The sequence below is a fragment of the Algibacter miyuki genome (genome assembly GCF_030409805.1).
Classification (GTDB): domain Bacteria; phylum Bacteroidota; class Bacteroidia; order Flavobacteriales; family Flavobacteriaceae; genus Algibacter; species Algibacter miyuki.
In genome coordinates, this window is record NZ_JAUFQP010000013.1 from 295,053 (window position 1) to 321,890 (window position 26,838).

Below are 26,838 nucleotides of genomic sequence, written 5' to 3' on the forward strand. Positions count from 1 at the left end.
TTTATCATGCTGGCAGAAATTATAACCATTGGAGACGAACTCCTAATTGGGCAAGTTATTGATACTAATTCTGCTTATATTGCAAAACAACTTAATAAAATAGGAGTTTCGGTTTATCAGATTACGTCTATTCAAGATGATAAACAACACATTCTTCAAGCTTTTGAAGAAGCTGAAAAACGGGTCGATATTATTATCATTACCGGTGGATTGGGACCAACAAAGGACGATATTACAAAAAAAACCATTGCAGAATATTTTAATGATACTTTAGTTAGAAGTACTGCCGTGGAAGACAATATTAGAACACTTTGGAGTAAATATGTGAGGCAAACCTTGCTTCAGGTAAATTTAGATCAGGCTTTAGTACCTTCTAAATCGACTGTTTTAATGAATACTTTAGGAACCGCTCCTGGCATGTGGATGGAGCGTAATAACACTGTTTTTATATCGCTACCTGGCGTGCCTTTTGAAATGGAAGACTTGATTGATAATGAAGTAGTGCCGAGAATTACAGAGAAATTTGAATGTCCGTATATTTTACACCGCACCTTATTAATTTATGGTTTAGGTGAAAGTACTTTGGCTGCCCGAATTGAAGCCTGGGAAGACCAATTACCATCCCATATAAGACTCGCTTATTTGCCTAGTTTAGGTAATATGCGTTTACGTTTATCAAGCAAAGGTTTTGATAAAGAAGCTGTGATAGCAGATGTACAGAAGCAGTTAGGGACATTAATTCCATTAATAAAAGACGAGTTTGTAGGTTTCGAGGAAGAAGATGATTCCATCGAAATTATTATAGGTAAACAACTTACCGCATTAGGTAAAACTGTGGCCACGGCCGAAAGTTGTACAGGCGGAAAAATTGCCGAGCGTTTTACGGCAAATTCTGGTGCATCGGCATACTTTAAAGGAAGCGTAATTAGTTATGCTACGGCATCTAAAATTGATGTTTTAGGGCTTTCAAAAACCGATATTGATGCACATTCTGTAGTGAGTTCTCAGGTAGCCGAATCTATGGCGCAGCATGTTTTGGACCTATTTAAAACCGATTATGCAATTGCCACAACCGGAAATGCAGGTCCAACAAAAGGCGATTCGGATGTTGAGGTGGGTACCGTTTATATTGCAATAGCTACAAAAACAGGAGTTTATTCAGAAAAATTTATGTTAGGCAACTTAAGATTAAAGGTAATAAACAAGGGGGCTAACAAGGCTTTTGAAATGTTACTAAAAGAAATATTAAAAAATAGATAAAAATTTGGTTGTCATACCATAAAGATTTTATATATTTGCACCTCGATTTTAAGCAACAAAATTTAAAGTTATATAGAATGTCAAGAGTTTGTGAACTTACAGGAAAGAAGGCGATGGTTGGAAACAACGTGTCTCATGCATTAAACAGAACTAAACGCAAATTCAATGCGAATTTAGTAAAGAAACGTTTTTACCTTCCAGAAGAAGACAGCTGGGTAACTTTAAAAGTTTCAACATCTGCTTTAAAAACAATTAATAAAATAGGTATTTCTGCAGCAATTAAAGATGCAAAATCTAAAGGATTTTTAACGAAGTAATTCGCTGTATTAAAAATATAAAGAAATGGCAAAAAGAGGCAATAGAATACAGGTGATATTAGAATGTACAGAGCATAAAGAATCTGGTCAAGCGGGAACTTCTCGTTACATTACTACGAAAAACAAAAAGAATACGCCAGATAGAATGGAGATTAAGAAATTTAATCCTATCCTTAAGCGTATGACAGTGCATAAAGAAATTAAATAATTAGAAATTTTAGCAATAAAATTTCAAATACCTTAAAAATATATAGGTCATGGCAAAGAAATCCGTAGCATCATTACAAACAGGATCTAAAAGATTAACAAAAGCAATAAAAATGGTAAAGTCTCCAAAAACAGGAGCTTACATGTTTGTTGAATCTATCATGAATCCAGATCAAGTATCAGACTTTTTAGCTAAAAAGTAATAGAACTTGTTAGACAATATTATAAGCTGCTTTCCTTTCGGAAGCAGCTTTTTTATTTTTATATTTGAAAAACGCCGATTTAACTGACATATTAGCAGTAAAAAAATGTGGTAAGGATTTTGACAAGAGTAACTAGTATCGTTATCTTAAAAAGAGTATTACGTAATAATAATGTAGTCTAAATTTATAAAACAGATCTATACTAAAGTAAAAATAAAAAGAGCATAACCACTCTATAACTAACAACCAGCAAGAAAATGAGCTTTTTTAAAAAAATATTTTCGTCAGATAAAAAGGAAACCCTTGATAAAGGATTAGAAAAAACTAAATCTAGTTTTTTTGGAAAACTAAGTAAAGCCGTAGCCGGAAAGTCTAAGGTGGATGCTGAGGTTTTAGATAATTTGGAGGAGATTCTTGTATCTTCGGATGTTGGTGTTAATACCACACTTAAAGTAATAGAGCGTATTGAGGAACGCGTGGCTAAAGATAAATATTTAGGTACCGATGAACTTAATAAAATACTTCGCGAGGAAATAGCTGCTTTATTAAGCGAAACAAATTCTGGTGAAGAAACTGAGTACACTATTCCAAGCTTACCAAAACAAGCCAATGGAACCAAAACACCTTATGTGTTAATGGTAGTTGGTGTAAATGGTGTGGGTAAAACTACAACTATTGGTAAGTTAGCTTATCAATTTAAAAAGCAAGGTTTAAAAGTCGTTTTAGGAGCTGCAGATACGTTTCGTGCGGCAGCTATAGATCAGCTTCAAGTTTGGGCTGATCGTGTAGATGTGCCAATGGTACGCCAGGATATGGGAAGTGATCCCGCTTCAGTAGCGTTCGATGCTTTAAAATCGGGTGTAAATCAAGATGCCGATGTTATTATTATTGATACTGCTGGACGTTTGCATAATAAAGTAAACTTAATGAACGAGCTTACCAAGGTGAAACGTGTTATGCAAAAAGTGGTTGCAGATGCGCCTCACGATGTTCTTTTGGTTTTAGATGGCTCTACAGGGCAAAATGCTTTCGAGCAAGCTAAGCAGTTTACTGCGGCAACAGAGGTTACATCGTTAGCAGTTACCAAACTTGATGGAACAGCAAAAGGTGGTGTTGTTATTGGTATTTCCGATCAATTTAAAATTCCTGTAAAATATATTGGTGTTGGTGAAGGTATTGAAGACTTACAAGTGTTTAATAAATTTGAATTTGTCGATTCGTTTTTTAAATAGAAATTATCTTTTTAGTGTAAAGTGTCCGGTGTACTTCTTTCCATTGGCACGTGTTACTACAAACCAATAATCTGAAGTAGGCATGTTTCTTCCGTTATAATTGCCATCCCATGATATGTTTTTATCTAAGGTTTTAAGTAGTTTTCCATATCTATCATATATTTTGATGTCTAAAGTCTCTTCCGTTTCGGAATACTTAATAGACCATGTGTCATGAAATCCATCTCCATTTGGCGTAAAATATTTTCGAGCGTTTAATATGTAAACATTTTCTGTAATAGTACCACAACCATTTTTGTCTCTTACATAAATAGTGTATTCCCCTATTGGTAATTTTGTAAATACATTATCATCTTGGTAGTTGGTGTCATCTAAAGAGAGCTCATAATCTCCAAGACTTAAGTTGGATAAATTAACAGTTATTGAATTGTTAGTGTCGGTCCAATCTTCAATTTCAATGTTTTGAATAATGGCTTTGTTAGATAGTACGACTTCGAAATCTTTAGTTGTAGAGCAGGTGTAGGTGGCATAATCTTTAGTTACTGTTATGGAGTAACTGCCAATATTTGAAGTTAGAATACTTATGGTTTGTGTTGTTTCTCCGGTAGACCATAGGTAACTATCAAAACCATGTCCAGCATCTACAATTATTTCATGATCACCTTCGCAAATACTTATAAATTCGGGGATATTAATTATTCGTGTAGCTTGTAGCGAAATAGCTATTTCTGCTATTTGATAACAATGATCGGCAGAATCAATTCGAGCGTAAATGATAGGATTATCTATAGTCCAATTATAATTAGTCGGTTCTGTAATATGTTCGTCTTCATAATAATTCTCTGCTCCAGATAGAGAAGTGAAGTAATTAATATCACAATCATTACAGCTCGTAATTTCAGATTTATAAAAGGTTAAATTAATAACTTCTTCATCATCATTTAAATTATCACAGACCACAAATGAGATGTTATTTATGGCGAGTGTGGGCGATACTATGTTTACCAAAACAGCAAATCTATCTTCACTTTCACATCCATAAAGAGTTTCTTTTGCGGCGTAATAAGTAGCCCCATCGGTTAAACTTGTTTCATCTAGTAAAATATTTCCACCAGTTTCGGCATCATACCAAATGGGAGTTGCGCTCACTTCAATACTCGCTATGGTTGGGTTTTGTGTAGTGCAAAATAGCTGTTTGGCCTCACCGGTTAAGGCTTCTGGAGTTTCAATAATTTCTACTTCAAAATTACCTGAAGCAATTCTACAAAAAGCAGAATTTATGTTATTGCCGTTGGCAACAGTTAATCTATATAGAAATGTTCCAGAGGTAGCCGTATTAGAAAATAGATAGTTCGGGGTGGTCTCCCCAATAATATCCGTCCAGGTATTACCAGTATCATTAGAAAACTGCCATTGATATTGTGGGTCGGTATATCCGGATGAAACATCAGCTTGAAAAGTATAGTTTACATTTTCGTTTTGACAAATAGATAACGCTGTTGCAGCGCCGTTGTCAATAGAATTGATTATAGTTGGGCCACAAGGTCTAAAACTAATGTCATCTAAAGCAATATCGTTACCCGGATGCGCGCTAGGCGCAGAATTTAAAATACTAATTACAACTTCCGCGTCTGCTCCAGATGTAAAAAAGAAACCATATTGTAACCATGTTGGTGATGATGATTGGTTGATGTTCTCTGTACTATAAGACCCTAAAACGGTACCAGAAGTATCACTAATTCTAAAGGTTACATTCGGACTATATTGATCGGTAAGTCCTGCGTTGGGGTTTAGTAAGTTTATTACCCATGCAGAAAATTCATAAGTAGTATTCGGACAAAGCCCTGAAATTGTTTTAGTATAAAACACACCTTCACTAGCTATTACGGCGCTATTAATTACCATCATATAACCGTTTGAATTACCAGTGTGGTCGTTGGTGACGTGCCACGCATTCCCTTTTAAGCCACTTGAAGAGTTTACTATGGTGTATTCACCTTCGTCTAGCTCACCACCAGCTCTATAAGTAAATGCTGTAATGGCCGAACCTAATGCACTTCCTCTATTTGAGCCCGATCCGAAGTCGATTTCTACAATAGGGTCACCTAAGCTACCTTCACATAATTGCGCGTGAGATTGGATGTAAATACAGAATATTGTAAGTAGAGAGAGTAAATGTTTCTTTTGCAAAGTCTTTCTTTTAAACGCGTTTCTCAGCAGTAAGTGTTAGTGATAAACTTACTAATACTTTGCTTTTGAATACGTTGATTTAGTAATAACGTTTAGATGTGATTTAGAAGAAAAACTTGCGTTTAAAGTTTCAATAGAGGCTCATTGATGTTGCTGGTAAGTATTTGTCAATTGTATTAATCAGGCTGTTTAGATAAATGACAGGATTTGTTTTTAATATGAAGAAGATAGGTAAAGCTTACTCAATTAAAGCATTGATTTTAGCCCATAACTCGTTATCAAAACTAGATAAGGCGAAATTTTCGCTATCGGCAGCGTTACCCATTCTTATAATTACTAGTTTTTTACTTGGTACAATATAAATTTTCTGATCGTTTTTGCCTAAAGCGGCATACATATCATCAGGGGCATTCGGAATTAGTGTTCCATTAAACTCTAATTGACTTTGCGGTAAATGGTAGCTCGATTTTCCGTTAAGCCACCATAAATAGCCGTAAGCCTCATTAATGTTTTGCGAGGTATTAGTCGCTTCATTTAAAAAAGGTTCAGATATAATTTGTGTTTCATCCCATGTTCCGTTGGCATACATTAAAAGTCCAAAGCGCGCCATACTTCGTGTGTTGCTCCAATAAACACTTAAATTGTTGAGAGAAATCCATTGACCACTCATACCTATTTTATCCTTAAGGTTTTCACTGAAATAAGTGTCCCAATTTTGGCCGGTTGCTGCGGCGACTACATCTTGTGTTTTTACATATACATTGTGGTAGGCCCAACGCGAGTTTGCATCGGCTATATATTGTAGGTTTTCTGGAGTTACATCGTCTCCTAAACTATCGTCCAAACCAGAACTCATGGATAATAAGTTTTTAGTGGAAATAAGATTCTCTTTTTCTAAAGTCAAACTCGTCCAACCAATTCCTAAATAGTCGGATACCTTCGTGTTTATATTTAAAAAGCCTTGGTCTTGTGCTATTCCAACGGTTGCTGTGGTTAACGTTTTTCCTGCACTTGCCCAATACCAAGATTTTGTGCTGCTATGGTCGTTCATGTAATGTTCAACAACAAGTTTGCCATCATGTAAAATGATAAAGCTTTTACTATTTTTTTCTTCTAAGTAATCGAGTAGCGGTTGTAATTCATTAGCGTTCCAGTTTAAATCGCTTATGGATTTTGTTTCCCAAACATCAGAACTTAAAGGAGGAAAATATATGGGGTCAACAGTAGGGGTTTCTTCTGAAATTGGATTGTTTTCAGAAGAACAACTTAAGATTAAGACTAAGAAAACTAGATTGATATGGCGGAAATACTTCATCATAGTAAATTTAATAATTTAGACTGTAAAACGGGCTATTGGTTTAATATTAGTGACTAAAGATGTTATTCTTCAAACCTTCATCATAAATCAATCCGCTTTGCGTATCTTTGCACACTTAAATTTTAGTATGAGAACAAAGACACTTAAAAAGAACAAAATCAACGTAGTAACACTAGGCTGTAGTAAAAATGTTTACGATAGTGAGGTGCTTATGGGGCAACTTAAAGCCAGCGGAAAAGATGTTGTACATGAAGAAGAAGGCAATATTGTAGTGATAAACACTTGTGGTTTTATCAATAATGCCAAGGAAGAAAGTGTAAATACTATTCTTGAATACGTACAGAAGAAAAATGATGGTGAAGTAGATAAAGTCTTTGTTACCGGATGTTTAAGTGAACGTTATAAGCCAGATTTAGTGAAGGAAATACCTAATGTGGATGAGTATTTTGGAACTACTGAATTGCCAGGATTGCTAAAAGCTTTGGGTGCCGATTATCGACACGAATTAATTGGTGAACGTTTAACAACAACGCCTAAAAACTACGCTTATTTAAAAATTGCTGAAGGTTGTGATAGACCATGTTCTTTTTGTGCTATTCCTTTAATGCGCGGAAAACATAAAAGTACACCTATTGAAGATTTGGTTACCGAATCGGAAAAACTTGCAGCTAAAGGTGTTAAAGAATTGATTTTAATTGCTCAAGATTTAACGTATTACGGACTTGATATTTATAAAAAACGAAACTTAGCAGAGCTTTTAGAAGCTTTAGTAAAAGTGGAAGGTATCGAGTGGATTCGTTTACATTATGCATTTCCAACAGGTTTCCCGCTAGATGTGCTTGATGTTATGAAACGCGAGCCTAAGGTTTGTAATTACTTAGATATTCCGTTGCAACATATTTCAGATTCTGTTTTAAAAAGCATGCGTCGTGGTACGAATAAAGCCAAAACAACAAAGTTAATTGGTCAGTTTAGAGAAGCTGTGCCAGAAATGACAATTAGAACAACGCTAATTGTTGGATATCCTGGTGAAACAGAAGAGAATTTCCAAGAATTAAAACAATGGGTTAGTGATATGCGTTTTGAGCGTTTAGGTTGTTTTACGTATTCTCATGAAGAAAATACACATGCTTACACTTTAGAGGACGATGTGCCAGAAGAAGTTAAGGTTGATAGAGCAAACCAAATTATGGAAATTCAATCTCAAATTTCTTGGGAATTGAATCAACAAAAAATAGGTGAGGAGTTTAAAGTGGTTATCGATCGTAAGGAAGGTAATTATTTTGTTGGTCGTACTGAATTTGATTCTCCAGATGTAGATAATGAAGTATTAATCGATGCCTCTAAATGTTATTTAAAAACAGGTGAATTTGCAACTGTAAAAGTAACGGAAGCAGAAGATTTTGATTTATATGCAGAAGTGGTTATTTAGTTTCTAAATATTGAAATTATGGAGACTATGGATTTTTCAAAATTTCTAAGCGGTTTGCATCCTGATGGAGTATCGGTTTTGGACTCTGGTATTCCGAAGTCTAAATATATTCCGATAGATTTATCAGAAACAAACGATTTTTTGAATACGGTTGATGTCTCTTCATCTTCAAAACTAGGTGGGTTTGTGGATAACCATATCAATAAACAGCATGCCGAAGTGGCTTATGGTGGCTATTTAGAGATTCGGAATATTTACAAACGTAGTACACATTTTAACAGTCAAGCTGAAGAAGAACGTAATATTCATTTAGGCGTTGATTTGTGGTGTCCCGCAGGAACGCCTATTTTTTCACCGTTCGATTCCGTAGTGCATAGCTTTAATAATAATGAGAATTTTGGCGATTATGGACCAACTATTATTTTAAAACATCATATTTCAGGTATTGATTTCTACACGCTTTATGGTCATTTAAGCTTGGCTTCCCTCAATAATCTTGAAGTTGGACAGCGTTTCAAGCAAGCTGATAAAATAGCCGAATTAGGCGATGCTTCGGTAAATGGCGATTATCCGCCACATTTACACTTTCAAATTATAAAAGATATTCAAGATTTTAACGGTGATTATCCAGGAGTTTGTAGCAAAGCTAATTTAGAGTTTTACAAAAACAATTGTCCGGATCCAGAAGTGTTGCTAAAACTTTCTTTAAAATAGAGTTTTTTAATCCATCTTGTTTTAAACAATATTTACCGTACTAACCCCATTATTTTTTTTGGTGATTTGAATTTGCGTCGGAATACGTTCCTTTAAGTTTTCTACATGCGAGATAATGCCAATCATTTTACCTTGCGATTGTAAGGTTTCTAAAGTTGAAATTACTGTTTCTAGGGTGTTATTATCTAAAGTTCCGAAGCCTTCATCTATAAATAAGGAATCAATTTTCACGTTTTTACTCGCTAAATTTGATAGACCTAAAGCCAAGGCCAAACTGATAATGAATTTTTCGCCACCACTGGATGTATCAACTAATCGCGCCTGATCGGTTTGATAATGATCTATTAAATTGAAATTAAGTTCTTCTTTAGGTTTGTATTCATCTTCCATTTTTAATGAATAACGCTTGTTTAAATGATGTAAATGGACATTGGCATATTCTAGTAAATGTTTCAGCGTTAAACGTTGTACGTAAACATTAAAAGCATCTTTTGAACCTCCTATAATTTTAAATAACTCTTTCCAAACACCACAAATTTCAGCTTGCGATTCAATTTTTTTGTAGATTTCTTGGTTTCGGTTTTTAATTTCTTGATCTTTTCTGAAAGCCTCGGCTATTTTACCTTTTTCGGTATGATGTGTTTCTAATTTTCCTTGTGCAACTTCCAAAGCTTTGTTACTTTCTTCAAGCGTTGTTTCAAAGTTTTTCGAGCTATTTAATGTTTCTTTAGCTTTTAAGTTGGCTTCCTGTAAGGTACTTAAGCGGAGTTTGCTATTTTCTATCTGTTTTTTATTTTGCTTATATTTTTCAAGGTCTTCATCTGGTAAGAGAGCCTTTTCTACAGACTCTTTTAATTCGAAACTACTGTTTTTTAATTGGGTGTTGAATGTGTTTTCTAATACGTTTCGTTTTTCTTTTAAAAGTGCTTGTTCTTTATTACACTCAATTTTTAAAGCTTCTTTTTGATTTTTTGAATCTAAATGTTTTTGTAAGTTTTGTTTGCTTAATTCTGCTGTTTTAGCCAAAGCTGTTCTTGCAGATTGCATACTATTGCGTTTGTTTTCTACAGAGATATTTAGGGGTAAAATAGCAATACGTTTTGTTTTTAGTTGTTCTATTGTTGTATTACTCGCAGTAATGGATGTACTGTGATTATCTGCTGTTTTAAGGTGGGTTTTAAGTTGATCTTTGAGATTGTCTAATTTCGTATTAGTTATGGAAACACTGGCTTTTAAAGCTTCTAGATTTTGCTGAGTTTTATTAAAATGATCAATTGATGTTTTAAGCTTAGCAATAAAGGCGTCACTATTTTCAGAGGAAGGTAATGTATAGTTGAATTTTGAAAGTTTAGTTTTTAGCTCGGTTTCTAGTGCATTACAAAGGCTATTTAATTTTAGTGTCAGTTTTTGTTTTTCTTCAATTTCTATAGTTGTGTTTTTGTTTTTTTCGAGTAGCGTAGCAATTTTTGTTTTGATGACGTTTACCAATTCATTTTGTGTTTTAAAAATGGCGTCTAATTTGTTTTTATCCTCTTGTAATTGCTGTGCTAGTTTTAGCTTTTCGTCTAAACTCGTAATGCGTTCTGTTACATTTTTTATTTCAATCTCAATTTTGTCGGTATCACTTAATGCACAATCTATGTTTAACTCCGTTGTCGAATGTTTTATGGTTTTTAATTCCTCACTAATAGTGCTATTTCGTAGAGTTAAAGCTTTTATTTCAGTTTGTAATACGGCTTCTTTTTTGTCTAATTCATTTTTAGACATAACCAAAGCCTGAAGTTTATCTTTACGTTGTTTCAGTTCTAATTCAGATTTTGAAATGCCAACAGAAACCAAATGTTCAGTAAACGGATGTGTTTCAGAACCACATAAACCACAAGGTGTTCCGGGAGTTAAATTTTGCCTGTCTGCTTCGTATTTCGAAATGCTTTTTTCTAAACTTAATATTTTTTCCGCATCAGCAACTGATTTTTCTTGAACTGCAATTTGTTGTTTAGCGGTTTCAATTGCTTTCTTATTTGTTTCTATTGAAGTGGTTAAGGTTTTATGTTTTTCTAGTAATTCGGCATTTTCTTTTTCAATTTTCAGAATGTGTTCTGAAAGAGATTTAAACTGTTTCCAATTGGCTTCTGTAGCCGATAATTTTGTTTTTTGTGCTAATAAATCGGTCAGATTATTTTTTGATAATTGTTGAGTAATCGTAGCAAGCTTTTTCTCTGTTTCGGCAAGTTCGGTACTTTTTTCAGTAAGGACTTTATTTCCTTCAACAAGACGTGTTTTTGTTCTTTCTACCTCATCTTTTTTCAGAATAACAAAATCATGAGCTTCTTTTAGTGTTTCCTTTTTAGCTTTTAAAGCTGCTATTTCACTGGCCCAATTAGAGATTTCTACATCAACTTCTTTTAAAAATTTATTTTCCGAAACAAAGATTTCATTAGTCTTAATTTTGGCATTAGTTTCGTTTAATGCTTTAATCAAATTGGTTTGTTCTGTTTTTAGAACATCAATTTGTTTGCTTAATGCATTTCGTTCTAATTCCTGTTTTTGTTTACTTTCAGCTTCATTTTTTAGTTTGCTGTCTAAGTTTGTAACTAGGTCAAGTTTTGGTAACCAGGCTGTAAAATCGTCATCTGCCTTTTGCAAAGCATCATTTTCCTTTTGAGTTTGTAATTGTAATTTTTCAATCTCTGGTTTTAGAGCAGTAAGTTCAGTTTCTAATAGTGTTAACTGTTTCGATTTTTCAACAAATTCCTCTTCGTTTCTTTTTATGTCTTTGAGAAGATCTTTAAAAGGAGTGGCTTTTTCATTTAAATCTAAAAGGATTAATTCGGCTTTGTGTTTTTCAATTAATAACGATATAGCTTTAGATTCATGTTCTAGTTTCTCCTCCTCATCCAATATTTTTTGAAATTTCAAATACCAATCCACCATGGTTTGAATGGTTTTTATTTCAGCAGTTACTTTGATGATGTCGGCATCTAAATTTTTATTGTTTTCGGTTAATTCAATTTTGGCTTCTTCGGTTAAAATATCTTCAGAATTAATTTTAGATTGAATATCCTTTAACTTATTATCTTCAAAAGATTTTCGATCTAGAATACCTTGACCAATTTTTTTATAAATTTCTTCACCGGTAATTTGTTCTAAAAGCTTTCCTTTTTCAGGGCCTTTAGCTGTTAAAAAGGAAGCGAATTCGCCCTGTGCTAGCATCACAGACCTTAAAAATTGATTGTAATCTAATTGCGTTACTCGGACCACTTCAGTAATTAAACTTCGTTTTTGAGAAGCTAGAATAATCTCGTTTGTTAAGTTTTTTAAAGCAACTTCTTCTTTTGGGTTTTTATATTTTTTTCCAGATTTATCAGCAATTCTAATAGTCCAAGAAGCTTCGTAAATAATGTCATCATTCTCGAAAGTAACCCTACTAAAGGCATCGTTTGCCCCATGGCTCACCACGTCAATTAATGTGCCTTTTGTTCCGTTAAAACGCGGCACGCTATGGTATAGGGCAATGGTTATGGCATCTAAAACGGTGGTTTTTCCTGCGCCTGTAGATCCCGTAATCGCGAATAAGCCAACATCTTTGAACTTGGCGCTTTCAAAATCAATAACAATGTCGCTGTCCGATTTTAAAGAATTTATATTTTGTAATTCTACTTTTAAAATTTTCATTTCTAGCGGCTGTTATTGGTTTTTAACGGATTGTAAAATTTCATTAAAGGCATCCCAAACTTGAGGTTTTTCTTTTAAATCGATATCCATTTCTTCGCATTTTAGTTTAAATACGTCCGTTGGTAGAAGTTCTTTTATTGATTTGGTGTTTTTTGATATTTCCTGGATACCTCGATGTTTCTGTTGGTTTTTTAATGTGGTTTTTAAAATTTCAAAGCTGTATTTTTCAGCAGCAACTTTTAACTGGTCTGTGTTTACGGAGCTCTTTTCGTTTAAAACAATTTCAACCCAAGGTGTTAATCCGTAAGTATTTGAAAGGATGTCTGGAAATTGATTAATACATTCGTTAATGCTGCCGGTGAGTTTGTAAAATGCCCTAAAATCGGGGATGGTATCGGCTTGAATATGGCTAATTTTATTGTCTTCTAGAGTTAGAACAACAACTTCTTTATTGTAACCCACTTCGCTAAAACTCAATATATGTGGCGATCCTGAATATCTTACTTTTGGGTTTTTACCAATAATTTGCGGACGGTGTAAATGCCCTAATGCGATATAGTCGAAATAGGTTGGAAAATCTTCAGCACCAATATGTCCCAAAGTACCTACATAAATATTTTGTTCACTATCGGAAATAGAGCCACCAGTTGCAAATAAATGGCCCATGGCTATTACTGGGGCTTGGGTGGTGTTTATCAGTTTACATTGTTCGGCAACGGCTTGGTAATGGTTAATTAATGCGGTTTTATATTTGTCGGTGAGTTCTTCAAAAGATTCTCCTGCAACGGCGCGCCTGATATCGCCATCACGTAAATAAGGCACAGCACCAATGATGACTTTTTCGCCATCGATATCAACCTCAAAAACTTCGTCAGCGATGTTTTCGGTGGCTTTACCAACCACTTTTATAGATAGAGCGTTTAGTATATGTTTAGGGGCATTTAATGTACCTGGAGAATCGTGGTTGCCGCCTGTAATAATAATCGATTTACAGGTGGTGGCTTGTAATTTCACCAAAAAACTGTAATACATTTCTAGACTTTGGTTCGATGGCGAACCGGTATCAAACACGTCGCCAGAGATTAGAAGAACATCAATGTGTTGTGAGTTGATGTAATTTTCCATCCAACTTAAAAATAGGGTTTGTTCCTCGACTTGCGATTGTTCGTGTAGTCTGTGTCCTAAATGCCAGTCGGCGGTGTGTAAGATTCTCATGTTGTTTTACCTTGGTTCTGAATATTAAAAGGAAGGAATTCCGCTTTTAATTTTCTGTATCCGTTGTTAAACGAATTTAGGTGAAAATTTATGAAAATTCAAGTTTTGTGAGGATGGTTTTCTGAAACAAAAAAGCCTTATAAGAAAAGCAGTGTAATTTAGGAAGTTCTTATTTTTCTGGGTTTTTCTTCTCTACTGAAGTATTTATTAGGGTCCCATTTTTGTCAAATACTTTTATAATGGTTTCCATTTCGTTATTTTCATAGGTTTGATATTTTATGAGTTCATCTTCATCTGAGTAGTAATTTATACGACTAAAATCGATAGACATAGTATTATAGAAAGCATGAGAAATCATTGATCCGTTTTCTCGAAAGGTTTTAATTTCTAGAGGTTTTCCGTTAACAAAAACACCTTCTGTACTTTTATTTCCGTTAGGATGAAATTCTGTTTCTGTGCCATTACAAATTTGGTCGCAGTTCATGGTGTTCCAATTAGAATCGTCGGTTTGGCTTTTATAAGCGAATAGTATTTTAGGTATGTTAATCGTGTCGTTTATGGGATCTAGAAGAACCGTGTAACGTGCTATTAAGTCGCCACGATTAATATAAGCGGTAATCATTTGATAGGTTTCGGAATAGGTTTTAATTTTAAATTCCGGATTTATACGGTTTCCCGAACAGGCATCCATAAACACCAAATCTCGATCTGTTTGTTTTCCTTTTTGACTAAAACAGGATATGTTTAAGAGGACAAGGAGTAGGATGGTTATTACTTGTTTCATTTTAGGGGAGCGTTTATAGCTAACGAAATTAGTTGAAAATAGTTTGGGAATCAAGTTTTAATGAGAGCGCTAAAAAAAACTCTCAACAGAAAACTGTTGAGAGTTGATTTTATTAAGTACTATTAGATGTTTTAATCTTCAACAATAACCCATTCGCCTTTGGCTAATAGAGGTTCTGCTTGTTTGAATTTTACGGTTTTATTTTCGCCGTTCATTACGTTTTTAATAGTTACACGGTCGTTTCTACCAATTTTTGGTTGATCGCGCACTATAGTTTCTGTAACCTGCGGTTGCTGTTGTGTAGTTCCTGCCGCTCTATTTTGTGCAGAACGTTCGTCTAAATTAGGAATCTCATCTTTTTGAGTATTTAGATTTTCCTGTTTACGATCGCGAGCTTCCTGAATGGTGTTTTGTGTTTCCTGAGGCAATTCACCTTTAAATAAGAATGAAATTACATCTTTATTCACTTCGTCAATCATGGCTTTAAACAATTCAAAAGCTTCAAACTTATAAATAAGTAAAGGGTCTTTTTGTTCGTGTACCGCTAATTGTACCGATTGTTTCAACTCGTCCATTTTACGTAAATGCGTTTTCCAAGCATCATCAATAATGGCTAAAGTAATGTTCTTTTCAAAATCGGTAATTAATTGTTTTCCTTGCGATTCGTAAGCTTTTTCAAGATCGGTAACCACATTTAAACTTTTAACACCATCGGTAAAAGGCACTACAATACGTTTGAATTTATCGCCTTGTGTTTCGTAAACATTTTTAATTACAGGGAAAGCAGTTTCGGCATTACGAGCCATTTTTCCTTTGTAGTTTTCAAAAGCACCTTTATAAATTTGAGAGGTGATATCTTGTACAGCTAATTTCCCGAAGTCATTTTCCGTAACCGGAGACCCCATTGAGAAGTAACGAATTAATTCGAACTCGAAATTCTTATAATCGTTGGCTGCTTTGTTGGTTTCAGAAATACCTTCCGATGTATCGAAAATCATATTAGCTAAATCCACACGTAATCTTTCGCCAAATAAAGCATGGTGACGACGTTTGTAAACTACCTCACGTTGGGCGTTCATTACATCATCATATTCTAATAAACGTTTACGTACTCCAAATTGGTTTTCTTCTACTTTTTTCTGTGCACGTTCAATAGACTTAGAAATCATAGAATGCTGAATTACTTCGCCTTCTTCTAATCCCATTTTATCCATCATTTTAGCAATACGCTCGCTACCAAATAATCGCATCAAGTTATCTTCTAAAGACACATAAAACTGTGAGCTTCCTGGATCTCCTTGACGACCAGCACGACCACGTAACTGTCTGTCTACACGACGCGAATCGTGACGTTCTGTACCAATAATAGCTAAACCACCAGCGGCTTTAACTGCTTCTGATAATTTAATATCCGTACCACGACCTGCCATGTTGGTGGCAATAGTAACCTGACCTGGCTTACCAGCTTGGTCTACAATATCGGCTTCTTTTTTATGTTGCTTTGCATTTAATACATTATGCGGAATTTTACGAATGCTTAACATTTTACCAAGCAATTCACTAATTTCAACCGATGTTGTACCAATTAAAACGGGGCGTCCAGCTTCTGATAGTTTGGTAACATCATCGATAACGGCATTGTATTTTTCACGTTTGGTCTTATAAACTAAGTCCTCCTTATCATCACGCGCAATAGGGCGGTTGGTTGGGATTTCAATAACATCTAATTTATAAATCTCCCAGAATTCTCCAGCTTCGGTAACCGCAGTACCCGTCATACCACTTAATTTGCGGTACATTCTAAAGTAATTTTGAAGCGTTACCGTTGCAAAGGTTTGGGTAGCATCTTCAATTTTTACGTTTTCTTTCGCTTCAATCGCTTGGTGTAAACCATCAGAGTAACGACGGCCATCCATAATACGACCTGTTTGCTCGTCTACAATCATTACTTTATTATCCATCACCACATATTGGGTGTCTTTTTCAAATAAAGCATAAGCTTTTAAAAGCTGATTTAAAGTATGAATACGTTCCGATTTTACACCGAAATCTTTAAATAATTCTTCTTTTTGATTTGCTTCTTCTTCCTTAGAAAGATTTTGGTTTTCAATTTTGGCAACCTCAAGTCCAATTTCTGGTAAGATGAAAAAATCAGGATTATCCTTTCCAGAAATGTATTCCACACCTTTATCAGTTAATTCAACCTGATTATTTTTTTCTTCAATTACATAGTACAATTCCGCGTCGCACTTAGGCATCTCGCGGTTGTTGTCTTGCATGTAATAGTTTTCGGTTTTTTGCAATAATTGTTTAACACCGTCCTCACTTAAAAATTTAATAAGGGCTTTGTTTTTCGGGATACCACGATATACACGTAATAATTTTAAACCACCTTCTTTAGTTTCGCCGGCCGCAATAAGTTTTTTGGCTTCGGCTAAAACACCCGTTAAATATTTACGTTGTACCGATACAATATCGTCAACCTTTGGCTTTAGTTCTGTAAATTCATGAAGTTCACCTTGAGGTATTGGTCCAGAAATAATTAATGGCGTACGTGCATCATCGATTAAAACCGAATCCACCTCATCCACAATAGCGTAGTGGTGTGGGCGTTGTACTAAATCGTCTGGCGAGTGTGCCATGTTATCACGTAAATAATCGAAACCAAATTCGTTATTTGTACCGTAAGTAATATCGGCATTATAAGCCGCTTTACGGGCTGCCGAGTTAGGTTGGTGGTAATCAATACAAGCTACACTTAAACCGTGGAACTCAAAAATTGGTGCCATCCAAGCACTATCACGTTTTGCTAAGTAGTCGTTCACTGTTACTAAATGCACACCTTTTCCGGCTAAAGCATTTAAGTAAACCGGTAAGGTAGCCACAAGTGTTTTACCTTCACCCGTATGCATTTCTGCAATTTTACCTTGGTGCATAGCAATACCACCAATAAGCTGTACATCGTAATGTACCATATCCCAAGTAATGGCTTTTCCAGCGGCATCCCAAGAGTTGGCCCAAGTAGCATTATCACCTTCTAAAGTGACATACGCTTTATCTGCCGAAATAGAACGGTCAAACTCACTAGCTGTAACCGTAATTTGTGTGTTTTTTGTAAAACGTTTTGCAGTTTCTTTTACCACAGCAAAAGCTTCAGGTAAAATCGTATTTAAAACATCTTCGGTAATTTTATAAGCATCGTCTTTTAGTTTATCTATTTCTAGGTAAATATCTTCGCGACGGTCAATATCTTCAGTGTTTTCAGCTTCAGTAGCAAGAGTTGCCATTTGTGCCGTTGTAGCTTTGGTAGCATCAGCAATTTTAGCTTTAAATTCGGCTGTTTTTGCTCTTAATTCATCGTGAGATAAAGCTTCTAAAGCCGCTTCGTATGTTGTAATTTGTTTTACTAAAGGGGTAATGGCTTTAACATCTTGTTTCGATTTATCGCCAACAAATACCTTTAGAATAGAATCTAAAAATGTCATGTTTATAATTTTATATAAATTTGTTTTCTAGGACAATCCTAGGGGTTTTTTCAATTAAATTAAAGTCTCCATGTTAGCCCTGTTACGGGCGTTTTATAACGTATATAAACTTACGTTATAATCTATATCAAAGATACCTTATAGAACAAAAAAAGCCTCAATACGAGACTTTTTAACTATTCTTTATGCTATTTATTTAATATTCATCTTCATTCCACAGATAATCTTCATCTGTAGGGTAATCCGACCATATTTCTTCGATCGAATCGTACGAATCGCCTTCATCCTCGATCGACTGTAAATTTTCAACAACCTCTAAAGGTGCGCCAGTTCTAATAGCGTAATCTATCAATTCGTCTTTGGTTGCAGGCCAAGGTGCATCACTTAAATAAGATGCTAATTCTAAAGTCCAATACATGTGTAGTTGCGTTTTATTTTTTGCAAAAATAAATTTTTAGTTTAAACACACAAGTAAAAAATGAATTATTTAATCATTAATTTTAAGAACGTCTCTTTTTGTGCTATAAACGGTTGAAATTTAGCGCTTACCCGTAATTAGTAGTCGCTGTTTTCCAACAAAAATAATTTGGGCGTTACCCCAAGGGTCGGGCTTTCCGTTGCAAGTCCTCGCACCGCCTTCGTCGGGCTATGGGCTTTTCACTGCAATCCCTAACGCGGGAGCCGTCTATAAAAACAAAATTCAGCAAAAATATTAAAGGTTCAATAGAGTTGTATTAGTACTTCTCCGGAATCCATTTAACTTCATTTGCTTTCAAGTCAAAAGTCAACTTTCGTGCCAATACAAATAGATAGTCCGAAAGTCTGTTTAAATATACTAAAGCGTGCGCTTCAAAAGGTTCAAGCTCGTTAAGAGCAGAGGCTAAACGTTCGGCTCTACGGCATACACAGCGTGCTATATGACAAAATGACACCGTTTGATGCCCACCTGGAAGTACAAAATGTGTCATTTCCGGTAAAACCGCATTCATTGTGTCCATGGCTTGTTCTAAATGCTGGATATCTTCCGAAGAAATTTTTTCAATATTTAAACGATCCTTACCATTTTTTAAAATTGCTTTTTCTGGATCGGTAGCTAAAATAGCTCCCACCGTAAAAAGTTTATGTTGTATTTCGGTAAGTAAGGTTTTGTAGTCCTCATGGATATCTTGGTCCCTAATTAAACCCAAATGAGAGTTTAATTCGTCTACAGTGCCGTAACTTTCAATGCGAATATGGTGTTTTGGTACCCGTGTGCCGCCAAATAATGCCGTGGTGCCTTTATCGCCTGTTTTGGTGTAAATTTTCATAGGTTAAAGGTAAATGTAAATAAAGAGATAGTCAAAAAAGTTTAGGTAAAAAGTGATCATCTATTTTAATAAAAAAAGAGGGTTTATTTTAAGTTTTTGATGGTTTTTCGTGTTATTATTTTAACAAATCTTTAAGGAATTAAGATTATTTTTAATAATAATCATATTAAAACGTTGAAATTGGTTTAAAGTCCGTAATAATTGATTGTTAGCTAATTAACATGCGTGCTAAATGATTTAAACTGTTATTTTTGCGGTTACAAATTTAAACTTACTTTTTATTATGAAAAAAATCTCTTTACTTGTCATGTTAGTGATCGGTACGTTAAGTGCCAAGGCTCAATCCTATATGGGGTACCTTACCGATAATTATAGTGGTGTAAATAGCGTTATTGCTAACCCTGCTAACATTACAGACTCTCGTTTTAAAACTGATATTAACCTTGCTGGGTTTAGCGTATTTGCAGGTAATGATTATTACGGTGTAAATGTACTAGATGCAATCAAAGATGATTATGATTTTGACTTAGATGCAAAAAAATCGCCAACGACTGATAATAATGCGATGGTAAATTTAGATGTTATGGGGCCTGCTTTTATGTTTAACTTAAACAAAGTGAGTTCTATTGCTGTATTTACTAGAGCACGTGCTATGGTAAATGTTGATGAAGTTAATGGTGAAACTATCGATGACCTTGATAATGATGATACTACTGATTTTGTTGTTAATGAAGGTGATTTTAATACTTTCGGACATGCTTGGGCAGAACTTGGTGTTACTTACGCTAGAGTTTTAATGGATAACAACCAACACTTTTTAAAAGGTGGTCTTACTGCAAAATTTTTACAAGGTGGTGGTACAGCTAATGCTTACGGTAGAAATGTAACTGTTAACTATACAGAGTCATCTGAAACTATAGCTACAACAGGTGCTATAACTTATGGCCGTGGTGATGATTACGATAATGATAATTACGATTATGAACTTCCAGAAGCTATTGGTTTTGGTGCCGATTTAGGTTTTGTTTACGAATGGAGACCAAACCATGCCGATTATAAAACTGAAGGTGCTAACGGATCGACTTACAACCATAAAGATCAAAATAAATACAAATTGAAAGTAGGATTATCTATCACAGATATCGGGAAAATCAATTATAAAGATGCTATTTCTGAAACCTTTGATGTTACAAATACAGTTACCGAAGATGATATTGATAATGAAGAAGATTTAAATGATATTTTAAATAACTTATATACTTTAACAAATAGCAGTGTAGGTTATAAAGTAAACTTGCCAACGGCATTACATTTAAATGTAGATTATAGCTTAAACAGAAGCTTTTACGTAAACTTAAATACCGATTTCTCTTTAGTATCTAAAGGAAAAGAAAATGCAAGTCGTATTGCTAATGCAGTTTCTTTAACGCCACGTTTCGAAAGTAAATGGTTTAGTTTCTATGTGCCTGTAAGTGTTGTACAATACAATGGTTTTCAAGCAGGAGCAGGCTTTAGAGCAGGACCATTATATATTGGTTCAGGTTCTGTAATTACAGCTTTAGCTGGTGATGATACTAAAGGTGCCGATGTTTATGCAGGTTTAAAAATACCGGTATATCAAGGAAAACCTAAAGATAAAGATGGCGATGGTGTTATCGATAAGTTAGATGGTTGCCCAAAATTAGCAGGTCCAGTTGAAAATAATGGTTGCCCATGGGAAGATCAAGACGGCGATTCTGTTTTAGATAATGAAGATGATTGTCCTACTGTAGCAGGTCCTGTTGAAAACAAAGGTTGTCCTTGGGGAGATGAAGACGGAGATACAGTTTTAGATAATGTTGATATTTGCCCTACTGTAGCAGGTCCTGTTGAAAACGGTGGTTGCCCTTGGAAAGATACCGATAATGATGGTGTTGTAGATAAAGATGATAAATGTGTTGATGTTCCTGGTACAGTAGCAAACAACGGTTGTCCTGAGGTTGTTATTCCAACAGTTGAAGTTCAAGAAACATTAAATGCTTATGCTAAAACCATTTTATTTAACTCTGGAAAAGCTTCTATAAAAGCAGAATCTCACGAGGTTTTATCTGAAATTGTAAAGATTTTAGCTGAATACCCATCGGCTAAGTTTTCTGTTGAAGGACATACAGATAGTTCTGGTAGTGATGCTTTAAACCAAAGGTTATCAGATTCTAGAGCAAATGCTGTAAAAACATTTTTAGTAAAAAATGGAGTGGATGAGTTTAGATTGTCTTCTATTGGTTTTGGAGAAACAAGGCCAATTGATACAAATGCAACAGCTGCAGGAAGAACTAATAACAGAAGAGTAGAGATTAACTTGGTAAAGTAATCGCTATTAAAATATAAATAGATGTAAAAATCTATAGATGAAAATCTCAGAGTTTAGGCTCTGGGGTTTTTTTTTGTTTATATTAAAAAGGGAATATATTATAAACGAATCACAAAGTCTTCACGAACTTGTTCTTTTCTGAAGAACACAAAACCCCAGAAAAAGGTGTCGATAGTTACTGTTACTTTTGGGTGCTTTTTTATGGTGTTCCAAGCTTCCGTCATTCCTGGAGACCAATAGATGTCGTCAAAAATAAAAACAGAGTCGTTGTGCGCTGTATCTAAAAGTAATTCGAAGTATTGTAAAGTAGCTTCCTTTTGGTGGTTGCCATCGAAGAAAATAAGATCGTAAGTTTGGAGTTTTAGTTTTTTAATTTCAGTATTAAAATCTCCCGTAATTACAGAAATATTTTTGTAACCCAACTGTTCAAAATTCTGTTTAGTAAAGTTCGCAATATTCGGGCAACCTTCAATAGTTGTAATTTTTGCTTGGCGATGCCCTAAATGCATGGCTGTTGTGGCAATGCCTAATGATGTACCTAATTCTAATATGTTTTCTGGTTTAAAATATGCCGTAAGCCGGTATAATAGTTTTGCCCGTTTGTTGGTAGAACCTGCGTTTTTTGCCATACTAGCAATACTTCGGTTTTGCTGTTTCATGAGTTGGGAGCCAGCGCCTAAATCGGTAACTTCTATGCTTTCTGTGTTTTTTAAAAGAGTAGAAGTATAGTTTAAAAGGGCATTATAATCAGGATATTTCTTTTTGTCGTAAAAACATTTGGTAATTAAATCGAAGACAAAAGGGGAGTGTACACCGTGCTCGTTAGTCGATTTTAATAAAAACTTAAAGTATTGTGTTATTTGGTACATAACGAGGCGCTGTGCAAGCGCTAAAGGTTTCTGTGGTTGGTTTTTCTTCAGAAAAGGTTTGTTTTATGTTTTCCGAAGCATCATTTATATAAGGCCGCAAAGTATGTAAAACTTCAACTAAAAAAATGAATTTAAATATTATTCTTCAATAGGCGTTATGGCGATATATATTTCGGTAATCCAATCGGCAGGGTTTGGCGTTTTAGCGGGGTCGTTTCTGTAAATTTCTAAAGTTGTTCCACCTTCTAAAACGTTTAAACCATTTTCAGGAATGTAGCTCATGGCTTTCTCCCAAGCTTCTTTTAAGTTACTGTAATTCCCTGTTAATACCGTTTTTACGGCTCTAAAAGGTTGAAGTTGTCCGGTAAGTACATCACTTTCTTCTGATACTATTTTTTCGGTAGTCGGTATACAGTAAGAAAACATAACGGCATTATTTTCATCATCCCAATTATGATAAATTATAAAAGGAGAACCTGCGATTTGTATTTGATTTTTAGCGGCATATTGCCCTAGTTTTGGTAGCGTTTTTTGAATTTGTACTGGAAGTTCGCTTATCTTGCATGACGCTGTATTGTATAAGTAATACCCGCCACCGTGTGTTGTGATACCCGTATTTTTGATGCTATATTTTTTCATGCTAGCAACAGTAACGCTGTCTAGTTTAAATAAACCACGTTCAAAATCGGGACCAACCATGTCTTCCATAGGGCCATTAAAAGCGGTGTACATTTTCGTCATAAAATCTTGTTTACCGCTCATGATCCAAGTGACTTTAGTGCCCTCGTTTTGTGATTCGAAGGTCCATTCTACATCAGCTTCACTTTCATAAGGCGTTATAAAATTTAGTTTTTGCGAAATATTTTTATTTTCTATTACGTTTAAAGTCGTCATGCTACCTTGCCCTAACAAATCGCCGTGCCAAGTATAACCGCTATTTACTCCGCTCGATGGATCTAAATAAGTAAGTGTCGCAGTAGGTTCTTGTTCTAACCATGGCGAAAATTCAGTCCAATTTTTATAATCGTTTACCTCATTAAAAATTATAGATGTAGGCGCTGCAATTATACGGCTTTTAGAAAAGCTAAATTCATTGGGTTGAACAGCAATATAAATGGCCGTACCAATAATACTGATAAGTAAAAGAAACAAAATATACTTAAACGTTTTCATTGAATTTGAGTTTGAGAGAATTAATCGAAATTCAAAGATAATCATTTTTAAATTTCGATTAATAAATTATTACATTTGCTGAATTAGTAATGGCTTTTTATTATCGAAATATTAAATTATCGTTATAATCAATACTTAAATGTAGTTGTAGGCCTTGTTATTGTAAGTTGAATTAAATAATAATAAAAATTATGAAACTGAAATCAGTTGTTGGAATTGCAATCGTGAATTTAATGCTTTTCTCATGTGGAGACACGAAAAAAGAAACGGTTGTAGTAGATGAAACAAAGAAGGAAACCGTGGCATTTAATTATGATGTAGATGAGTTTGCCGATATAAAAATATTGAAATACCAAATTCCGGGTTGGGAGCAGTTAACGTTGAAGGAGCAAAAGTTGGTGTACTATTTAACGCAAGCTGGTTTGTCTGGTCGCGATATTATGTGGGATCAAAACTACCGTTATAATTTAAAAATCAGAAAAGCTTTAGAGCATGTTTATACTAGTTATGCTGGTGATAAAACATCGAAAGATTGGTCGAATTTTGAAACCTATTTAAAACGTGTTTGGTTTAGTAATGGTATTCATCATCATTATTCAAACGATAAATTAAAACCTGAATTCTCTTCTGAATACCTAAAAGGACTATTAGCAGAAACAAGTACAGTGTTAGACGGAGAAGCTTTTGATGTTATTTTTAATGATGCCGATAATAAAAAAGTGAACCAAGCTCAAGGCGTGGATAATGTAGGGCTTTCTGCAGTTAATTTTTACGGTCCAAATGTTACCAATGCAGATGTGGAAGCGTTTTATAAAGCTAAAAAATCTCCAAATCCAGATAAGCCATTATCTTTTGGCTTGAACTCGCAGTTGGTGAAAGAAAACGGTGTTTTAAAAGAGCGCGTGTATAAATCGGGAGGACTCTACGGATCTGCAATTGATGAAATTATTACATGGTTAGAATTGGCAAAAACTGTTGCTGAAAATGATGCACAAGGGCATGCTTTAGGTTTGTTAATAGACTATTATAAAACGGGAGATTTACAAACTTGGGACGATTATAACGTAGCCTGGACAGGGGCTACTGAAGGTAATGTGGATTACATTAATAGTTTTATAGAAGTTTATAACGATCCGTTAGGTTACCGTGGTTCTTACGAGAGTATTATCCAAATTAATGATTTTGATATGTCTCAAAAAATGAAAGTTTTATCGGATAATGCACAATGGTTTGAAGATAATTCACCATTAATGGACGAGCATAAAAAAGAAAAAGTAGTTGGGGTTACTTATAAGGTGGTAAACGTGGCTGGCGAGGCTGGTGATGCCTCTCCAAGTACGCCAATTGGTGTGAATTTGCCAAATGCTAACTGGATTCGTTCGGCAGTAGGAAGCAAGTCGGTTTCCTTAGGAAATATTATAAATGCTTCTAATAATGCTGGAAGTTCAGGGAAATTAAAGGAATTTGTTCATGATGAAGAAGAACTTCAGTTAGAAGAAGAATATGGTCAATTAGGTGATAAATTGCATACTGCATTACACGAAGTTATTGGGCATGCCTCAGGAAAGTTAAATCCTGGTGTTGGTGAAACTAAAGAAACTTTAAAAAATTATGCTTCAACTTTAGAAGAAGGTCGTGCAGATTTAGTGGGCTTATTTTATTTATATAACCCTAAATTACAAGAGCTTGGTCTTGTACCAGATTGGAAAAAAGTGGCTATGGCAGCTTACGATGGTTATATTAGAAATGGTTTAATGACGCAGTTAGTACGTTTAAATTTAGGTGATAATGTAGAAGAAGCTCACATGAGAAATCGTCAATGGGTTTCTGGATGGGCGTTTGAAAAAGGGAAAGCAGATAATGTTATTGAAAAAGTAACACGCAACGGAAAAACCTATTTCAATATTAATGACTATGATAAATTGCATGACCTTTTTGGACAGCTATTAAGAGAAACACAACGTATAAAATCTGAAGGAGATTATAAGGCTGTTGAAGCTTTAGTAGAGGGTTACGGTGTAAAAGTGGATCAAGCTATTCATGCTGAGGTTTTAGAACGTAACAAACAATTTAATTCTGCTCCTTATAGAGGTTATGTAAACCCTGTTTTAGTTCCAGAAACTAATGACGAAGGTGAAATAACGAAAATAAACGTGACGCAACCAGAAACTTTTGTTGAGCAAATGTTAGCTTATAGTAAGCATTTCAATTTTCTGCCAGAAGTAAACTAGATAGAAAATAATATCTCATTTTTAAAACAGAATCTTATTTCAAGGTTCTGTTTTTTTGTTTACACTAAACGTTAAAAGGATAATATTAATAAGTAGAAGTACACCGATAATAATTAAGATTTTCATATTCAGTTGGTTTAATAGCTATTTAGCAGATGCATAACTTTTAAAAAGGTTGCGTCTAAAACACATAATTATTTGTAAAACATTTGATTATGTGTGTTTTAACGAGGTTTTATCTGTTTTTTATAGTTCAAAATAATAGGCGTTTTAACGAATTCAATTTATGGTGTTTCGTTAACAGTCGCTTTATCAAGGTCTTCGTTTTTTTAAGAAAAGCACGTTGTTAGAATGCCTAAAAGCAATAGTGTTTTCTCTATGATTTTTATAATTATTGTTTTTAGTTAATAGCTGTATAAATCTAATGAATGTACAGTCTTTAGGAAATACCCAATGTTGGGTATATTTTGCATGAAAAGGCTTTGTTTACAGGGTTTTATTTCTACTCGGAGAAAAGTGTGGTATAAATAGATGTTCTGATGAAGCTTGAATGAGGTGGCACTATTAATATTTACAGGAAGAATAATACCGTAAAAGGAATAGCTTAGAATAAAAAAAATAATGTTTTTAAAAGAAGTATTTCAATAAAAATGTCTACTTAAAAAAGTATTTAATAGCAACAATCATAAGAATAAAACCAATAAAGGCAGCTAAAACCCAAATACTTCCGCTGTAGAAACGCTTATGAAGTTTAAGGTCTTTTCGGTAGGTAAAACCGATAACAATGGCAAATACAATAAAAAATAATACACCGAAAATCATTTGACCATTACTAAACATATCCCTATTTTTATGCAAATTTAATTAATACTTACG

General features: G+C 34.5%; 20 protein-coding genes. 9 read left to right on the forward strand and 11 right to left on the reverse strand.

From position 1 onward, the window contains the following. Positions 1–6: 6 nt before the first annotated feature. The 5 genes from QWY92_RS13580 (at position 7) to ftsY (ending at position 3,219) form a co-directional block, all read left to right on the forward strand. On the forward strand, positions 7–1,260 hold the full coding sequence (locus tag QWY92_RS13580; protein ID WP_290272168.1) for a CinA family nicotinamide mononucleotide deamidase-related protein: 1,254 nt from the start codon (positions 7–9) through the stop codon (positions 1,258–1,260). Between the two features lie 77 nt (positions 1,261–1,337). After that, positions 1,338–1,577: a 50S ribosomal protein L28 gene (gene rpmB, locus QWY92_RS13585; protein WP_290272170.1), complete on the forward strand. Its 240-nt coding sequence runs from the start codon at positions 1,338–1,340 to the stop codon at positions 1,575–1,577. 25 nt (positions 1,578–1,602) lie between these two features. Continuing rightward, positions 1,603–1,785 carry a 50S ribosomal protein L33 gene (gene rpmG, locus QWY92_RS13590; protein ID WP_042500020.1) on the forward strand — a complete coding sequence of 61 codons (183 nt, stop codon included), beginning with the start codon at positions 1,603–1,605 and terminating at the stop codon, positions 1,783–1,785. Between the two features lie 49 nt (positions 1,786–1,834). Then, positions 1,835–1,987 (forward strand): DUF4295 domain-containing protein, encoded by a 153-nt coding sequence (locus QWY92_RS13595; RefSeq protein ID WP_290272173.1) that lies wholly within the window; start codon positions 1,835–1,837, stop codon positions 1,985–1,987. A 257-nt stretch (positions 1,988–2,244) separates the two neighbouring features. Continuing rightward, entirely contained in the window at positions 2,245–3,219 is a 975-nt protein-coding gene (gene ftsY / locus QWY92_RS13600; protein WP_290272175.1) for a signal recognition particle-docking protein FtsY, read from the forward strand. Between the two features lie 3 nt (positions 3,220–3,222). Here the strand turns inward: ftsY and QWY92_RS13605 are convergent, their stop codons facing one another. Beyond that, positions 3,223–5,409 (reverse strand): T9SS type B sorting domain-containing protein, encoded by a 2,187-nt coding sequence (locus tag QWY92_RS13605; protein WP_290272177.1) that lies wholly within the window; start codon positions 5,407–5,409, stop codon positions 3,223–3,225. 238 nt (positions 5,410–5,647) lie between these two features. Further along, the gene (locus tag QWY92_RS13610) at positions 5,648–6,724 is read right to left on the reverse strand and encodes a serine hydrolase domain-containing protein (protein ID WP_290274096.1); all 1,077 of its coding nucleotides are present in this window, start codon (positions 6,722–6,724) and stop codon (positions 5,648–5,650) included. A gap of 130 nt (positions 6,725–6,854) precedes the next feature. Between QWY92_RS13610 and rimO the strand changes: the two genes are divergently transcribed. Together rimO and QWY92_RS13620 are read left to right on the forward strand one after the other, a co-directional pair. Beyond that, on the forward strand, positions 6,855–8,159 hold the full coding sequence (gene rimO, locus QWY92_RS13615) for a 30S ribosomal protein S12 methylthiotransferase RimO (protein WP_290272179.1): 1,305 nt from the start codon (positions 6,855–6,857) through the stop codon (positions 8,157–8,159). A 27-nt stretch (positions 8,160–8,186) separates the two neighbouring features. After that, entirely contained in the window at positions 8,187–8,873 is a 687-nt protein-coding gene (locus QWY92_RS13620; protein WP_290272180.1) for a peptidoglycan DD-metalloendopeptidase family protein, read from the forward strand. Positions 8,874–8,894: 21 nt separating this feature from the next. Here QWY92_RS13620 and QWY92_RS13625 read toward each other — a convergent pair whose 3' ends face one another. The 6 genes from QWY92_RS13625 to QWY92_RS13650 all read right to left on the reverse strand — a co-directional run bounded on the left by QWY92_RS13625 (position 8,895) and on the right by QWY92_RS13650 (position 19,339). Next, on the reverse strand, positions 8,895–12,548 hold the full coding sequence (locus QWY92_RS13625) for an SbcC/MukB-like Walker B domain-containing protein (protein WP_290272182.1): 3,654 nt from the start codon (positions 12,546–12,548) through the stop codon (positions 8,895–8,897). 12 nt (positions 12,549–12,560) lie between these two features. Then, a complete protein-coding gene (gene sbcD / locus QWY92_RS13630) occupies positions 12,561–13,763 on the reverse strand; it encodes an exonuclease subunit SbcD (RefSeq protein ID WP_290272185.1) in 1,203 nt (400 codons plus the stop codon). A gap of 169 nt (positions 13,764–13,932) precedes the next feature. Then, complete coding sequence (locus tag QWY92_RS13635; RefSeq protein WP_290272186.1) at positions 13,933–14,547, reverse strand: toxin-antitoxin system YwqK family antitoxin; 615 nt, start codon at positions 14,545–14,547, stop codon at positions 13,933–13,935. A 131-nt stretch (positions 14,548–14,678) separates the two neighbouring features. Next, positions 14,679–18,032, reverse strand: a complete 3,354-nt coding sequence (gene secA / locus QWY92_RS13640; RefSeq protein WP_290272188.1) for a preprotein translocase subunit SecA — start codon at positions 18,030–18,032, stop codon at positions 14,679–14,681. Between the two features lie 196 nt (positions 18,033–18,228). After that, on the reverse strand, positions 18,229–18,450 hold the full coding sequence (locus tag QWY92_RS13645) for a DUF2795 domain-containing protein (RefSeq protein WP_019387375.1): 222 nt from the start codon (positions 18,448–18,450) through the stop codon (positions 18,229–18,231). A gap of 316 nt (positions 18,451–18,766) precedes the next feature. Then, the gene (locus QWY92_RS13650; protein WP_290272191.1) at positions 18,767–19,339 is read right to left on the reverse strand and encodes a cob(I)yrinic acid a,c-diamide adenosyltransferase; all 573 of its coding nucleotides are present in this window, start codon (positions 19,337–19,339) and stop codon (positions 18,767–18,769) included. Positions 19,340–19,622: 283 nt separating this feature from the next. Here QWY92_RS13650 and QWY92_RS13655 point away from each other — a divergent pair, with 283 nt between their 5' ends. Further along, entirely contained in the window at positions 19,623–21,689 is a 2,067-nt protein-coding gene (locus QWY92_RS13655) for a DUF5723 family protein (protein ID WP_290272192.1), read from the forward strand. Between the two features lie 98 nt (positions 21,690–21,787). Here the strand turns inward: QWY92_RS13655 and QWY92_RS13660 are convergent, their stop codons facing one another. Together QWY92_RS13660 and QWY92_RS13665 are read right to left on the reverse strand one after the other, a co-directional pair. Continuing rightward, positions 21,788–22,558 carry an O-methyltransferase gene (locus tag QWY92_RS13660; RefSeq protein WP_290272194.1) on the reverse strand — a complete coding sequence of 257 codons (771 nt, stop codon included), beginning with the start codon at positions 22,556–22,558 and terminating at the stop codon, positions 21,788–21,790. Between the two features lie 138 nt (positions 22,559–22,696). Next, complete coding sequence (locus QWY92_RS13665) at positions 22,697–23,731, reverse strand: SRPBCC family protein (protein ID WP_290272196.1); 1,035 nt, start codon at positions 23,729–23,731, stop codon at positions 22,697–22,699. Positions 23,732–23,922: 191 nt separating this feature from the next. Here QWY92_RS13665 and QWY92_RS13670 point away from each other — a divergent pair, with 191 nt between their 5' ends. Next, positions 23,923–25,962, forward strand: coding sequence for a dipeptidyl-peptidase 3 family protein (locus tag QWY92_RS13670; protein ID WP_290272198.1), 2,040 nt, complete (start codon positions 23,923–23,925; stop codon positions 25,960–25,962). A 654-nt stretch (positions 25,963–26,616) separates the two neighbouring features. Here the strand turns inward: QWY92_RS13670 and QWY92_RS13675 are convergent. Beyond that, positions 26,617–26,802 (reverse strand): hypothetical protein, encoded by a 186-nt coding sequence (locus tag QWY92_RS13675; RefSeq protein ID WP_290272200.1) that lies wholly within the window; start codon positions 26,800–26,802, stop codon positions 26,617–26,619. Between the last annotated feature and the right edge of the window lie 36 nt (positions 26,803–26,838).